This is a genomic window from Streptomyces sp. NPDC034085 (assembly GCF_055575555.1).
This window is the reverse complement of the sequence record NZ_JBVISL010000016.1, coordinates 15,670-29,944: the sequence shown is the minus strand read 5'-3', so window position 1 is coordinate 29,944 and position 14,275 is coordinate 15,670. Positions and strand designations below refer to the sequence as shown.

The following is a 14,275-nucleotide window of genomic DNA, read 5'->3' as shown; positions in this document are numbered from 1 at the left end:
GGAAGTCTCTTCGTTCGGTCGTACGTGATGGGTGGGTCATTCACCGGGGCGGTCGGCCTTGTCGACGCCGTCCCAGACGTTGGAGTACCAGGGGCGGTCGGAACCGTCCTGCCCGCCGCGGCGGTGCTCCGGGGCCGCGGCCCCGGGGTCGGTCATGATGTAGCCGATCTCCCCCGGGCGCAGGAAGTGCAGGTGCTTGCGCGCCTGCTGCTCCGCGTAGGCGGGGTCCTGCCAGCGGGCCTTCTCGTCGCGGAGCTGTTCGAGGCGCTTGCGCGCGGTGTCCGCGGCCCGCTGCTGGTCCGCGATCTCCGAGCGCTGGGAGACGTACTGGCGCATCGGGTACGCGAGGGCGACGACCAGCGTACAGAGGACGAGCACCAGCAGCGCCGCCCGGCCGGTGAGCCGGCTGCGCCGGATGTGCCGGCGGGACTGCGAGCGGTAGACGTGCGCCGCGGTCCGCTCGCCGAGCTGCTTGAGCCGGGTCGCGGTCGAGAAGGTGGAGAACCGATCCCGGTTCCCGGCCATGGCCCCGCCTCCCCTGTGCGCGCACTACGCAATACGTCCCCGCACACGGTACGGGACCGAGTGCGGGGACGTACGGACGCCAAGCCAGGGGTGTCCCCCTAAGAGGGTGTCAGCCCTTGAAGCGCGGGAAGGCGGAGCGGCCCGCGTACACGGCGGCGTCGTCGAGGATCTCCTCGATGCGCAGCAGCTGGTTGTACTTGGCGACGCGGTCCGAGCGGGCCGGGGCGCCGGTCTTGATCTGACCGCAGTTCACGGCGACGGCGAGGTCGGCGATGGTGACGTCCTCGGTCTCGCCGGAGCGGTGCGACATCATGCACTTGAAGCCGTTGCGCTGGGCCATCTCGACGGCGTCGAGGGTCTCGGTCAGCGAACCGATCTGGTTCACCTTCACGAGCAGGGCGTTCGCGGAGCCCTCCTCGATGCCGCGGGCCAGGCGCTCGGGGTTGGTGACGAAGAGGTCGTCGCCGACGATCTGGACCTTGGAGCCCAGGCGGTCGGTGATGGTCTTCCAGCCGGCCCAGTCGTCCTCGAACAGCGGGTCCTCGATGGAGACCAGCGGGTACGCCTCGACGAGCTCGGCGTAGTAGTCGGTCATCTCGGCGGCCGAGCGGGACTGGCCCTCGAACTCGTACTTGCCGTCCTTGTAGAACTCGGACGCGGCGACGTCGAGCGCGAGCGCGATGTCCTTGCCCGGGGTGTAACCGGCCTGCTTGATGGCCTCGATGATGAGGTCGAGCGCGGCGCGGTTGGACTCCAGGTTCGGGGCGAAGCCGCCCTCGTCGCCCAGACCGGTGGACAGGCCCTTGGTGTGCAGGACCTTCTTGAGGGTGTGGTAGACCTCGGCGCCCCAGCGCAGCGCCTCGGAGAAGGACTCCGCGCCGATCGGGGCGATCATGAACTCCTGGATGTCGACGTTGGAGTCGGCGTGCGACCCACCGTTGAGGATGTTCATCATCGGAACGGGCAGCAGGTGCGCGTTCGGGCCGCCGAGGTAGCGGAACAGCGGCAGGTCCGAGGCCTCCGACGCGGCGTGCGCGACGGCCAGGGACACGCCGAGGATGGCGTTGGCGCCGAGGGAGCCCTTGTTGTCGGTGGCGTCCAGGTCGAACATGGCCTGGTCGATCAGGCGCTGCTCGGTGGCGTCGTAGCCGACGAGCTCCGGGCCGATCTGCTCGATGACGGCGAGGACGGCCTTCTCGACACCCTTGCCGAAGTAACGGCTGGGGTCGCCGTCACGGAGCTCGATGGCCTCGAAGGCACCGGTGGAGGCGCCGGACGGAACGGCAGCACGGCCGGTGCTGCCGTCGTCGAGGCCCACCTCGACCTCGACCGTGGGGTTGCCTCGGGAGTCCAGGATTTCCCGGGCTACGACGACGTCGATGGACGGCACGAGCATCTCCTTCTGGGATGTGACGCTGGGTGTGCGGTGGCGGTGGACCGTGGGACGGCCCTTGCCGACTAGAGCCTAACCGGCTCGGGGCAGTGGGCTGCCCGACCGCCCGGGTCCTGGGACGAAAAAGGTGCCGAATACCCGCCTTCCGGGACATACGGCCCTTGGTTCCTGACGCTCCGGGGGCCGTGACGGCCCGGCAGGAGGCGGGGCGCGCACGACATGCCGCCGCCCGGCGCGCGGGGTACGCGCGCCGGGCGGCGGGGGTGGTGCGAGGTGTTACGCCGGGATTCAGGCGAGCTTCAGCTTCTGGCCCGGGAAGATCAGGTCGGCGTCGGGGACGGTGTCCTTGTTCAGCTCGAAGAGCTTCTCCCAGCCGCCCTTGACGCCGTTGGCCTGGGCGATGGTGCCCAGGGTGTCGCCCTCCTGGACCACGTACGAACCGTTGCCGGTCTGCGGGGTCTGGGACTTCGGGGCGGACGGCTTGGTCACCGGGGAGGTGCCCTTGGTGCCCTTGGTCTCGAGGTCCGGGGTGGCCGGCTTCGCGGGCTTGGCCGGGGCCGGCTTGGCCGGAGCGGGCTTGGCGGGGGCCGGCTTGGCCGGGGCGGGCTTGGCCGGGGCCGGCTTGGAGGCCGAGCCGCCGCCGCTGTACGAGGAGTTGGACAGGCCGACGCCGCAGTGCGGCCAGGCGCCCTTGCCCTGGCCCTTGAGGACCTTCTCGGCGATCGCTATCTGCTGGGACTTGCTGGCCTGGTTGGCCTGCGCGGCGTACGCCTTGCCGCCGTACGCGGCCCACGTCGAGGACGAGAACTGCAGGCCGCCGTAGTAGCCGTTGCCGGTGTTGATGGACCAGTTGCCGCCGGACTCGCAGGCGGCGACCTTGTCCCACTCGGACGCGGTGGCGGCGCTGGCGGTGCCCGCGGCCATCAGCGGGGCCGCGACGGCGACACCGGCGACACCGGCGAGCGTGACGATGCGGACGGCCTTGGAGCCGCGGCGGTGCTTGCCCTTGCCGGAAAGCAGCATGGATTTCTCCTCACCGACGCCTTCGAGGTGAGCTGTCGGGTTCGGGCGGATGAGTTGCCCGGTCACGCGGCGCGGCGCGTGTCTTCACCCCTAGCCGGTACGCGGGCCGTCTCTCGACGGCCGTTCCCGGCGCCTACCTTGGTTCCCCCGCTCCTGCCTTCGGCGCTTGCGCGACGACTGTTCCCTCCGTCCGCCGGCAGGATTCGGCGATGCGGTCGAAGGAGCCCGCGGTGGCGAGCGGTTCAGAAGGTAGACAGGTCTCTCCCCGATGTTCAACGTGTGATTTTGGGGAGAAACCGGCCTACTTGCCTTCCACTGGAGCGCGTTTGCGCAGGTGAGAGCCGGGTTTGCGGAAGTTCCGGAACGAGACACGCCAGTTGACCGGAAGAGATGCATGTCTCATTTGCCGATAGTGGACATTCAACCCTTAAAGGGTGTCCGAACTGCCCCTATTTCTTGGTTAGATCCAGGTTCTGGCCGGGCTTGATGAGGTCCGCGTCCTGCCCGATGACCTGCTCGTTGGCCTGGTAGAGGGCATTCCAGCCGCCCTTGAGCCCGTTGGCGTCCGCGATGGCCGCGAGGCTGTCGCCCGGCTTCACCGTGTACGTGGGCTCCGCGGCGGCGGCTGACGCCGTGCCAGGGGCCGCCGGCAGCTCCAGTGCCGCCGGGCCGCGGTGCTTGCCCGAGCCGTCGCCCGCCTCGGCGCCCGGGGCGCCGGCCGGCGAGGCGCCCGGAGTGGCCGGGGCGGTGGGCGTGACGCCCGGGGTGGCGGGGGCCGTCGGGTCCGCCGGGGCGGTCGGCGTGCCCGGGGTGGCCGGGGTGCCGGGGGCGGTGGGCGTGCCGGGGGCGGTCGGGGTGCCCGGGGCGGTGGGCGTGCCCGGGGTGGCCGGCGGCGTCATGGGCGCGGAGGGCGGCGCCGTCAGGTCCGGCTCGGGCATGACGGGAAGTCCGCTGGAGGGTCCCAGCGGGTAGTCCGGCAGTCCGCTCGGGCCGGTGGACGGCGTGCCGGGCGGCGGGGTCGGGGCACCGAAGTCCGTGGAGGGCTTGCCCTTGCCGGTGACGGGCACCGAGTCGTCCGGCCGGGTCGGGGTGGGCGCGACCGGCCCGGGGTTCTTGTTGTCGCCCGGGTCCACCTCGGCCTTGGGCCCCTGCTGGGTCAGCCCGGCCGAGGCGGAGCACAGCGGCCATGCCTGGGGTCCCTGGGAGGCCAGCACCCGCTCGGCCACCGCTATCTGCTGCGAGCGGCTGGCGAGGTCCGGCCGCTCGGCGTACGCGAGTCCGCCCGCGTTCTTCCACTGCTCCAGCGTGAACTGGAGCCCTCCGTAGGCACCGCTGCCCGAGTTCGCGCTCCAGGTGCCGCCGCTCTCGCAGTCGGCGACCTTGTCCCACGTGGCGGTGTCGGCCGCGTTCGCGCCGGTGGCGGCGAGCAGCGGCAGGGCCAGCGCGGAGCCGGTGACTCCTGCGGTGACGACGATCGCGGGTACCTGGCGGGGGCGTCTGTGGCGGCCGTTCCCGGGAAGCATGAGGCTGCACCTTTCGCATAACGGCGGGGTAACGGCAGAACCTAGCCGCCTTCGAACGGATGTCACAAGTTCGGCAGTGGACTGACTCGCAGTCAGCTCGGCTTCGCTCGGCCCTCAGCCGTTTCGGGGTGTGAAGCGGACGGGGAGGGTGCGCAGGCCCCGCATGATGAGACCGCCGCGCCAGCGCAGGTCCGTGGGGGGAACGGCGAGTTCCAGATCCGGCAGACGCTTCAGCAAAGTCCCGAGCGCCGTCTGTCCTTCGAGCCGGGCGAGCGGAGCGCCGAGGCAGTAGTGGATCCCGTGGCCGTATCCGAGGTGCTGATTGTCACTCCGGGAGAGGTCCAGGGTGTCCGGTTCGGCGAACCGCTCCGGGTCGCGGTCGGCCGCCGCGAGGACCACGAGCACGGGGTCCCCGACGGCGATCGCCTGACCGCCGAGGGTCAGCGGCCGGGTGGCGTACCGCCAGGTGGCGAGCTCCACGGGGCCGTCGTAGCGCAGCAGTTCCTCGACGCCGGTCTCCAGCAGGCCGCTCTCCCCGGCCGCGAGGGAGGCCTGGAGGCGTTCGCGCTGGTCCGGGTTCACGAAGAGGGAGTGGACGCCGTTGCCGATGAGGTTCACGGTCGTCTCGAAGCCGGCGAAGAGCAGGATGAAGGCCATCGCCGTGGCTTCGGCCTCGGTCAGGTGGTCGCCGTGGTCGCTGGCCCGGATCAGGTCGGAGATGAGGTCATTGCCCAGATCGTCCCGCTTGCGGTGGATGAGTTCCCCGAGGTAGGCGCGCATCTGCTTCACGGAGCGGGCGACGCCGCCGCGCGGACCGCCGCCGTGCCGGATCATCATCCCGGCCCAGTCGCGGAAGTCGTCCTGGTCCTCGCGCGGTACGCCGAGCATCTCGCAGATGGCGTAGATGGGGAGCGGAAAGGCGAACTCGTGGATGAGGTCCGCCTCCCCCCTCCCTTCGAACCGGCCGATGAGGTGGTCGGTCAGCTCCTGCACGCGCGGGGCGAACTCGGCGACGCGGCGCGGGGTGAAGGCCTTCGACACCAGCCGCCGCAGCCGGGTGTGGTCCGGCGGGTCGATGTTCAGCAGGTGCGTCATCAGCTCCGCCTTGCGCTCCCCCGGGATCCCGGTCTTGCCCTTGGCGTGCGCCGGCCCCGCGTGGTGCGCCGGGTTCTTGCTGAGGCGCTGGTCGGCGAGGGCCTGGCGGGCGTCGGCGTACCGGGTCACCAGCCAGGCCTCGACCCCGCTGGGGAGCCGGGTGCGGTGTACCGGCGCGTGCTCGCGCAGCCAGGCGTAGGCGGGGTAGGGGTCGGTCGCGAACTCCCAGTCGAAGAGCGTCGGCCCCGGGGGGCGGGACGGGTCGGCCGGGTCGGCGGGGCTCTGATCGTGCACCCGTCGACGGTATCCCGGCTCGCCACCGGCCATCCCATTTGGCCGGTTCGTCGCGGCTGTCCGTAGATCGGACATCACTTGACGCCAGGTTCTGTGACATTCCTACTTTCGGTCCTGTGGACGTGAGGATCTTGAAGAGCAGTTTCGCGGTGGTGGAGAGACGGGCCGAACACGCCGTCAAGTACTTCTACTCCCACCTGTTCTGGCACAACCCCGGGCTCCGCGACCTCTTCCCGGCCTCCGCCGAGGACATGGAACGCCAGCGCGACCGGCTCTTCGCCGCGCTCACCCATGTCGTCACCCACCTGGAGAGCGAGACCCTCCTCCCCTACCTGCGCGACCTCGGGCGCGACCACCGCAAGTTCCTCGTCGGCCCCGAGCACTACGCGGCCGTCGGCGCCAGCCTGCTCGCGGCCCTCGCCCAGGCCTGCGGCGAGGCCTGGACGCCGGCCACGGAGAAGGCCTGGTGCGAGGCCTACCAGGTCATCGCCGACGCGATGACGGCCGGCGCCGCCGCGAGCGGAGAACCCCCCTGGTGGGACGCCGAGGTGGTGCGCCACCTCCAGTACGGCGAGGACATCGGCGTCCTGACCCTCGCGCCGCGCATCCCGCTCCCCTACCGGCCCGGCCAGTACGTGAGCGTGAGCTGCGACCGCGTCCCGGCCACGTGGCGCACGTACTCCCTCGGCAACGCACCCCGCCCCGACGGCACCGTCGACCTGCACGTCAGCCGGATCGAGGGCGGGCGGCTCAGCACCGCCCTGGTGCGCGACGTCCTGCCCGGCGAGGTGCTGCGGCTCGGCGCGCCAGGCGGGCGGCTGACCCTGCGCCGCGAGGACCGGCCCCTCACCCTCATCGCCGCCGGCACCGGCTGGGCGCCCGTGCGGGCCCTGGTGGAGGAACTCGTACAGCACCCTCCCGATCAGGACGTACGGCTCTTCGTCGTCGCGCGGGACGCCGCGCACCTCTACGACCGGCCCCTGATCGACGCGCACGCCGCAGCCTGCGGATGGCTCGGCGTCACCTACATCACCCCGGCCCCCGGGCAGCACCGCGACGAGGCCACCGCCCGGCTGACGACCGCGCTCGGCAACCGGGCCCTGTGGCGGGAGCAGGACGTCCACCTCAGCGGGCCGGCGCCGTTCATCGAGGAGACCGTCCGCCTCCTGGAGGAGCTCGGAGCCCGTCCCGACCGGCTCTTCCACGACGCGGTCCCCGTCTCCGGCTCCCTGCGCCCCCGGCCGCTGGGCTTCGGCGAGTGGTTCCTCGACCGCCCGTCCCCGCACTGGCACAACCCGTCGGGGCGTGCGCCGGGCGCGTACTGAGCCCCGGACGCGCCCCGAACGCCCGCCCGTACGGCCCGCCGAGCGGCTACGCGCCGACGCCCTCGGCCGCCCGGATCGCGTCCCGGTAGACGCGGGCCGCCGCGCGCAGCGCCGTCTCGGGGTCGGTCCCCGCCGCCTCGGCGCGCGCCGCCAGCTCCAGCAGCTCGTACCCGATGCCCTCGCCCCGGGGCAGCTCCACCGCCACCGCGCCCGTGCGGGCCCGGCCGGCGAGCTTGGCCGCGAGCGCCAGTGCGGGCTGGCCCAGCGGGATCCCGTCGGTGACCGACTCCCGCTGCTTCTCGACCGCCTTGGTGGCCAGCCAGTGGGCCTTGACGTCCTCCGGGGAGTCGGCCGTGGCGTCCCCGAACACGTGCGGGTGGCGGCGGACCAGCTTGTCCACCAGGTCGCCGGCGACGTCGTCGATGGAGAACGGCCGCGTCTGCTCCTCCTCGCCGCCGCCCTCCGCCGCGCCGCCCTCCACCGCGCCGCCCTCCTCGGCGATGCGCGCGTGGAAGACCACCTGGAGCAGGACGTCGCCGAGCTCCTCGCGCAGGGCGTCGCGGTCTCCGTCCTCGATCGCCTCGACCAGCTCGTACGCCTCCTCGAGGGCGTACTTCACCAGCCCCTCGTGGGTCTGGCGGGAGGTCCAGGGGCAGTCGCGGCGCACCCGGTCCATGACCTGCACCAGGTCCAGCAGCCGCGCGCCCGGCAGGTCGTACGAGCCGGGCAGCAGCTCCAGGTCGGGCATGGCGACCCGGCCCGAGCCGGCCAGCCGGGCCAGCCCGTCCGTGAGCCGCTGGTCGCCCTCGCCGCCGGGCAGCACCACGATCGTGCGGCCGCCGGCGCAGGCCTCGACGAGCCCCTGGGCGTCGAGGGCCGCGTGCGTCACCGCGACCCCCGCCTCGCGCAGGTACGGCAGCTGCGGGTGCCCCGGGTCGGCGCACAGCACCCGGTCCGCGGCGCGCAGGGTCTCCCAGGCCTGCCAGGACAGCAGGCCGGGGGCGACCCGGTGGCTGGCGGTCAGCAGGACGATCCGGCCGGCGGGCTCGGCGGGGGCGGGGGCGGGAGCGGCGGTGTCGGTCACCCTCCGAACCTACCTCCGCCCGCGGCCGTGCCGCGTCGGCGGGTGCCGCCGCGGCTACGCGCCCTCGGGCTCCGCGAGACGCCGCCGGATCCGCCGGGTGACCGCGCGCCGCGCGCCCTCAGGCTCCGGCCGGGGCCGCCTGCTCGGGACGGGTCCGCTGGGTGATCCACGGCGTCTCCTGGTCGCCGAGCAGGATCTGCTCCGCGTCCCACCGCCCGTAGCGCGGGTTGACCTCGATGTGCAGGGCCTTGGCCGCCTCCCCCAGCTTGGCGAGGGCCTTGTCCTGGCTGCCGTAGTGCGCGAACACCTTGTCGCGCAGCAGCTTGAAGCGGGTGTCCGCCTCGATCTGGCCCGGGGCCAGCTGCGCCTGCTGGAGCGCCGCGTCCGCGAGTTCCCTCTCGCCGCCCAGCTGCTGGAGCTGCGCCTTGCGGACGTCCTGGACCTCCTTGGGGCTCACGCTCAGTCCGGCGTCCTCCGCGGCCCGCTCCAGGACGGCGCTCTGGATCATCTTGTTCAGTTTCAGCCGCTCCAGTCCGGCGGTCGCGCCGATCAGCTGCGCTCCCTGCCCGGACCGGTTCTGGGCGGTGCGCACGTCGCCCACCTGGGCCTGGAGCGCCGCAGTGGTGATGCGCTCACCACCGACGACGGCCGCGGTACCGGGCCGGGTCCCGCCGGAACACGCGGTCAGCAGGGGGGCCGCCGCGAGCAGGGCGGCGGATACGGAGAGCGCTGTGCGACGGTGCAAAGGAGCCTCCAGGGCCGGGAGATTGTGCTTCGGTGCACAAGGGCCTTGCGGTGATCGATGGTATGCAGTCAGGGTGGCCCGAGCCACCGGTTCGACCAACGATTCCGGTGGTGTCGGGGTGCGAGTCCGCTCCCCGGTTACCGCGGCTCCCCCGGCTCCTGAGATCGTCGGACCACCATGCCGACGACATCCCAGCTCGCCCCGCGCCGCACCGCCCGCCGTCCCGCCGCCCCGGCCACCCGGCACGAGGGGCGCGGGGCCGGGGTACTCGGGGCGGTGACCGCGGCGTTCCTCACCGCGGCGGCCGTCTGCGGCGGGGACGCCGTCGCGCGGGTGTTCCCGTACGGGCCGCGCCACCGCAGTGTCAACGACCTCGGCAACCAGTTCGTGCCGTTCCACGCGCACCTGTGGGACCTGCTGCACGGGCGGGCGCAGGGCGGACTCCTCCTCAACTGGCAGTCCGGATACGGCACCAGCTTCCTGCCCGACTTCGGGACGTACCTGACGAGCCCGTTCGCCCTGCTGGTGGCGCTGTTCCCGCGCGAGGACATCGACCTCGCGGTGTACGCGGTGACCGTGCTGAAGATGACGGCCGCGGCGGCGGCCATGGCCTGGCTGCTGCGCACCCAGCGGCGCGGGCCCTGGTGGGCGGCGGGGCTGCTGGGGGCCTCGTACGCGCTGTGCGGCTGGTCGGTGATCGAGGCCGCGTACAACCCGATGTGGCTCGACGGGCTCGTCGCCTTCCCGCTGCTGTGCCTGACCGGCGAGTGGGCGCTGCACGCCCGGCGTCCGGTGCTGGGCGTGCTGGTGGTGGCGGTGAGCTGGACGGCCAACTTCTACACCGCGTACATGGCCACGCTGGGGGCGGCGCTGGTGCTGGTGGTACGGGTGGTGCTGACCCGGGAGGGAGCGCGGGAGCGGGCCCGGGCGGTCGGGCGGGCGGCGCTGACGGCGCTGCTGGGGATCGGGCTGGCGGCGCCGGTGCTGGTGCCCCTGTTCCTCAGCTCGAAGCAGGCCTACCCGGGCTGGTCCAGGGAGTTCGGCCCGGTGCCGTGGTCAGACCTGTTCGCGCGGCTGCTGCCGGCGACGTACTCCTTCAACTCCCCCGCCGTGTTCGTGGGCACCGGGACCCTGCTGCTGGTGGCGGCCCTGCCGTTCCACCGGGCGCTGCCGGCCCGTACCCGCTGCTGGTGGGCGGGGCTGGTGGCGGCGGTGCTGCTGTCCTTGCAGTGGGCGCCGACCCATCTGGCCTGGCACCTCTTCGCGACCCCGAACGGCAGCGCGTACCGGCAGACCTTCGTGCTGGCCGGCATCGCGGTGATCGCCGCGTGGACGGGGCTCGCCGCGGGCGTGCCCGGGGTCCGCGCGCTGGCGGCGGGCGCCGGCCTGCTGGCGGCGGCCGTGCTGTGGGCGGCCGGCAGCGCCCTGCCGACGGGGTGGGGGTACGCGCTTTTCACGGGCGGGCTGGCGCTGAGCGCGGTGGCCTGGTGGGCGCTCGGCCGGCGGGGGCTGCCGCCCGCGGCGGCCGGGGTGCTCGCGGCGGTGCTGGCCACGGTGCTGGTGGCGCAGGCCGCGGCGACCACGGCCTACGGCCACCGGGGAAAGCTGGCCGGGCTGGACGACTACCCCTCCTGGAACCGGTCCCACACCGCGCGCGCCGCCGCCCTCGCCGGGGCCGAGGGCTGGCCCGCGTACCGGACCGACGCGGGCCGGCCGGCGCTGTCGGGCAACGACCCGATGCTGCTGGGCGGGGAGGGCGGCGCGTACTACAGCAGCCACACCCCGGACGTGTTCACGCGCACCATGACGGCGCTCGGCGCCGGCTGGACCTCGCGCGGCCGCAGCGTGCAGAGCCTGGACAACCCGGTGACGGACGCGTTGTTCGCGGTGGGCGCGCGGCTGAAGCCGGACGGCACCGTCGCCCGCGCCGCGGCCCTGCCGCTGGTCACCGTCCACCCGGCCGGCCCGGTCCCGGCGTACGGCGACTCGCCCTTCGCGAACCAGGAGCTGCTGCTGGGCGCCGAGGTGTACGAGGACCCAGTCGCGCCCGGGGTCTGCCGGGCGGGAACGGAGGCCTTCCTGTGGGCCCCGGAGTACAACGCCACGGCCCGCCTCGCCGGCGGCCGCCCCGCCAAGCTGAACGGCAATCCCCCCAAGAACCGGGCGGCGCTCCAGTCGCTGGGGCTCTCGCGCGGGCCCGCCTCGAAACTCGTCTTCGACCGGCCCGCCCCCGACCGGTGGGCGCTGTCCTGCCTGGACGGGACCCGGCTCGCCGCGGCGGTCGCCGGGCTGAGGGCCAAGGCCGCCACCGGCGTGCGGGTGACCTCCTCGGGGCTGAGCGCCACCCTGCCCCCGGGCAGCACCGGCACGGCGGTGGTCTCGGTGCCGGCCATCGCGGGCTGGAGCTGCGACGGCCGCCCGGCGGGGGGCCGCCTCGGCCTGCTCGCCGTCCCGCTGGACGGCCGCACCACCACCGTGAGCTGCCGGTTCAGCCCGCCGGGCCTGCCGGCCGGGGCGGCGGCCGCCGGGGTGTCGGCCCTGGCCCTGCTCACGGCGGCGCTGCGGCGGCGTCAGCGGGGCGCGGGCGCGGCGGTGTAGAAGTCCTCGGCGTCCGGGCCGCCGAAGACGGGTCCGCCGAAGGCCTCGTACTTGTCGCCGCCCACGAAGTGGAGTTCCTCCCAGAACTCGTAGAAGAAGCGGCCGTCCTCGTCGATGTAGAAGACGGCGCCCTCGTCGGCGTCGTAGCCGATGGTGAACACCCGCCTGCCCAGGCCCCGGGCGAGTTCGGCGGCGGCCGCGGCGGCCGAGCGGTGGACGAGGTGCGGGGAGAAGACGAGCCGGTCGCTCGGGCGGGCGCCCAGGCGCAGGGCGACCTCCGCGTGCTCGCGCAGGAAGGCGGCGGCCGCCGGGAAGAGCTCCATCCCGTAGCGGCCGTCCTCCCGGTACGCGGCGGTCATCGGCCCGGCCAGGCGGGCGAGGGCGGCCTCCCCGATGTCCCGGCCCGGGTACCAGCCGCCCTCCGTGAAGCGGGCGTCGACCCATTCCCGGGAGCGCCGCCAGGGCCCCGTCACCGCACCTGGCCCAGCCATTGCAGGGTGCGGCGGATCTCCACCGGGAGCGGGTGGGCGGGGCCGTGCACGCGGTCCGCGTCGAACAGCAGCCGCACCAGGGTGTCGTGGGCGGCCGCCCGGTCGCCGAGGGAGAGCAGCAGGTGCGCTATCCGGCGGCGGACCTCCAGCGGCAGGCCCGGGTCCGGGTTGGCGTAGTGGTTCTCGAACAGGGGCAGCAGCGAGCGGTACTCCGCCAGCGCCGCCGCGGGCTCGCCGAGCTGCTCCAGGCACTGCGCGGCGTCGTAGCGGAAGCGCAGCGACTGCGGGTCCCCGGCCGGGGACTGGTCGGCGAGGCGGCGCAGTTCGGGCAGGGCGCGGCGGTACTGGCCGTCGTCCATCAGCGTGGCCGCGTACTGCTTGCGCAGGCTGCGCACCACCGGGGAGTGCTCCCCGTGCTCGGCGGCGGCCGCCGGGAGGATGTTGCCGAGGATGTCCACGGCCTGGGTGAGCCGGCCCTGGTCCAGCAGCTTGCGGGCCTCGTCCACCGCGCCCGGGATGTCGGGGCGGGGCGGCGCGGGCGGCTGGGCCGGCCGCGGCGGGACGGCGGCGGCCCGGTCCGGCCAGGGGGCCTGGGGGCGCAGGAAGGGCCGGGTCGGGTCGAGCGGGCCGGCCGGGTGGCGGCTGCCGGGGGCCGGGAGCAGCGGCGCGAGGGCCTCGTACACCTCCTGGGCGGAGGCCGGGCGGTCCTGGGGGTCCTTGGCGAGCAGGCGCAGCAGGACCGCCTCCAGCTCCGGCGGGATCTCGGGGCGCAGCGGGCGCACCGGGGCCGGGGGCTCGTAGAGGTGGCGGTGCAGGACGCCGAGGGCGGTGGTCCCGGCGAACGGGACTCCTCCGCTGAGCAGTTCGTACAGCAGGACGCCGAGGGCGTACAGGTCGGTGTACGGGCCGACCGCGCCGCCCATGGCCTGCTCGGGGGCCATGTAGGCGGGGCTGCCGATCGGGGATCCGGTGCTGGTGAGGCGGGTGGTGTCGGTGTCCATCACGGAGGCGACGCCGAGGTCGAGGACGAGGACGGTCCCGTCGGGGCGGACCATCACGTTGCGCGGCTTCAGGTCGCGGTGGACGATCGGCACCGCGTGCACGGCGGAGAGCACGGCGCACAGCTGCGCGACCACCGCGACCGCCCACGGCCAGGGGTAGGGGTCGTGCTCTGCGAGGTGGTCGGCGAGGTCCGAGCCCTCCACGTAGCCCATGACGAGGTACAGCTCGTCGCCGTCGCTGCCCGCGTCGTGGACGGTCACCAGGCCGGGGTGGTCCACCTGCGCGGTGACCCGGCACTCGCGCACGAAGCGGCGGCGCAGCTCCTCGGCGACGGTGCCGGGGCCGGCCACCTTGTCGGGGCGCAGCAGCTTGACGGCGACGCGGCGGTCCAGGCGGCGGTCGTAGGCCGTCCACACCTGGCCCATGCCGCCCTGGCCGAGGACGGTGGCGAGCTGGTAGCGCTCGCCGATGAGGCGCTCGGTCACTGCTGCGGGTCCTGGATCGCCGTGGTGTTCGGGTCCTGGTACGGGCCGCCGGGCTGCGGGGGCCGGGCCGGGTTCTGCTTGCGCAGCAGCTCGCTGAGCTCGTCGAGTTCGGCGCGGACCTGCCCGAGCCGCGGGGGCTGGGCCGGCTGCCCGGCCGGCTGCTGCGTCTGCGGGTAGCCGTAGCCGGGCGTGGTCTGGTGCGGCGGCTGCGGCTGGTGCTGGGGCTGGTGGGGCGGCTGGGGCTGGTGGTGGCCGCCGTACGGGGCCGGCGGCGCGGCCGGGTACCAGGGCGCGGGCGCCGGCGCCAGGGCCCTGGCCTCGTGGTGCTTGATGTCGGCGACGAGGTAGTACACGCAGACCGCGAACCCGGTGAAGATCGAGCCACCGGCGCCCACGTTGCCCTGCCAGCCGTTCGTCTCGGCCGTCGGATCGAGCTCGATGAAGACGATCCACACGACCGACAGCACCAGGCTCAGCACCAGCAGGGCCCAGTCCCGGGGCTTGCGGGTGAGTATCGCGAGCCGCAGCAGCGCGCCCCAGGCGAAGAAACCGCAGCTGAGGACGGGGAGCGCCGTGAACAGCACGCGCAGCGACATCGTGGCCCCGGAGACGGGCCGGTGGCCGTGGGGGCCTTGCTGCGGCGGGATGCCGGGGCCGTGCATCGGTGCTCCTGACGGGCCGTGCGGAAAGGT

General features: G+C 74.0%; 12 protein-coding genes and 1 riboswitch. Of the genes, 2 read left to right on the top strand and 10 right to left on the bottom strand.

The genetic code is table 11. The features are described from left to right. Positions 1-36: 36 nt before the first annotated feature. The 5 genes from ACZ501_RS33335 to ACZ501_RS33315 all read right to left on the bottom strand — a co-directional run bounded on the left by ACZ501_RS33335 (position 37) and on the right by ACZ501_RS33315 (position 5,928). Positions 37-525, bottom strand: a complete 489-nt coding sequence (locus ACZ501_RS33335) for an FtsB family cell division protein (protein ID WP_361601248.1) — start codon at positions 523-525, stop codon at positions 37-39. A 109-nt stretch (positions 526-634) separates the two neighbouring features. Beyond that, a complete protein-coding gene (eno, locus tag ACZ501_RS33330) occupies positions 635-1,921 on the bottom strand; it encodes a phosphopyruvate hydratase (RefSeq protein ID WP_361601251.1) in 1,287 nt (428 codons plus the stop codon). 285 nt (positions 1,922-2,206) lie between these two features. Beyond that, a complete protein-coding gene (locus tag ACZ501_RS33325; protein ID WP_361601254.1) occupies positions 2,207-2,941 on the bottom strand; it encodes a transglycosylase family protein in 735 nt (244 codons plus the stop codon). Between the two features lie 2 nt (positions 2,942-2,943). After that, a riboswitch (cyclic di-AMP (ydaO/yuaA leader) is annotated at positions 2,944-3,116 on the bottom strand. A 274-nt stretch (positions 3,117-3,390) separates the two neighbouring features. Beyond that, positions 3,391-4,464: a transglycosylase family protein gene (locus tag ACZ501_RS33320; RefSeq protein ID WP_361601257.1), complete on the bottom strand. Its 1,074-nt coding sequence runs from the start codon at positions 4,462-4,464 to the stop codon at positions 3,391-3,393. Between the two features lie 114 nt (positions 4,465-4,578). Then, entirely contained in the window at positions 4,579-5,928 is a 1,350-nt protein-coding gene (locus ACZ501_RS33315; protein ID WP_468800313.1) for a cytochrome P450 family protein, read from the bottom strand. 47 nt (positions 5,929-5,975) lie between these two features. On the opposite strand from ACZ501_RS33315, the gene ACZ501_RS33310 reads away from it, so the two are divergent. Continuing rightward, complete coding sequence (locus tag ACZ501_RS33310; protein WP_468800311.1) at positions 5,976-7,178, top strand: globin domain-containing protein; 1,203 nt, start codon at positions 5,976-5,978, stop codon at positions 7,176-7,178. A 46-nt stretch (positions 7,179-7,224) separates the two neighbouring features. Here ACZ501_RS33310 and ACZ501_RS33305 read toward each other — a convergent pair whose 3' ends face one another. Further along, the gene (locus tag ACZ501_RS33305) at positions 7,225-8,262 is read right to left on the bottom strand and encodes a nucleoside triphosphate pyrophosphohydrolase (protein WP_468800309.1); all 1,038 of its coding nucleotides are present in this window, start codon (positions 8,260-8,262) and stop codon (positions 7,225-7,227) included. A gap of 118 nt (positions 8,263-8,380) precedes the next feature. Continuing rightward, entirely contained in the window at positions 8,381-9,007 is a 627-nt protein-coding gene (locus tag ACZ501_RS33300; RefSeq protein ID WP_361601269.1) for a SurA N-terminal domain-containing protein, read from the bottom strand. A 177-nt stretch (positions 9,008-9,184) separates the two neighbouring features. Here ACZ501_RS33300 and ACZ501_RS33295 point away from each other — a divergent pair, with 177 nt between their 5' ends. After that, a complete protein-coding gene (locus ACZ501_RS33295; protein ID WP_468800307.1) occupies positions 9,185-11,605 on the top strand; it encodes a YfhO family protein in 2,421 nt (806 codons plus the stop codon). On the opposite strand, the gene ACZ501_RS33290 is transcribed toward ACZ501_RS33295, so the two are convergent. The 3 genes from ACZ501_RS33290 to ACZ501_RS33280 are packed head-to-tail and all read right to left on the bottom strand — an operon-like array spanning position 11,578 to position 14,245. After that, entirely contained in the window at positions 11,578-12,078 is a 501-nt protein-coding gene (locus ACZ501_RS33290) for an SUKH-3 domain-containing protein (protein WP_361601275.1), read from the bottom strand. The genes ACZ501_RS33295 and ACZ501_RS33290 overlap by 28 nt on opposite strands. Continuing rightward, positions 12,075-13,583, bottom strand: a complete 1,509-nt coding sequence (locus tag ACZ501_RS33285) for a serine/threonine-protein kinase (RefSeq protein ID WP_361601278.1) — start codon at positions 13,581-13,583, stop codon at positions 12,075-12,077. Before ACZ501_RS33285 ends, ACZ501_RS33290 begins: the two co-directional genes overlap by 4 nt. Continuing rightward, positions 13,580-14,245 (bottom strand): hypothetical protein, encoded by a 666-nt coding sequence (locus tag ACZ501_RS33280; RefSeq protein ID WP_468800305.1) that lies wholly within the window; start codon positions 14,243-14,245, stop codon positions 13,580-13,582. Before ACZ501_RS33280 ends, ACZ501_RS33285 begins: the two co-directional genes overlap by 4 nt. Between the last annotated feature and the right edge of the window lie 30 nt (positions 14,246-14,275).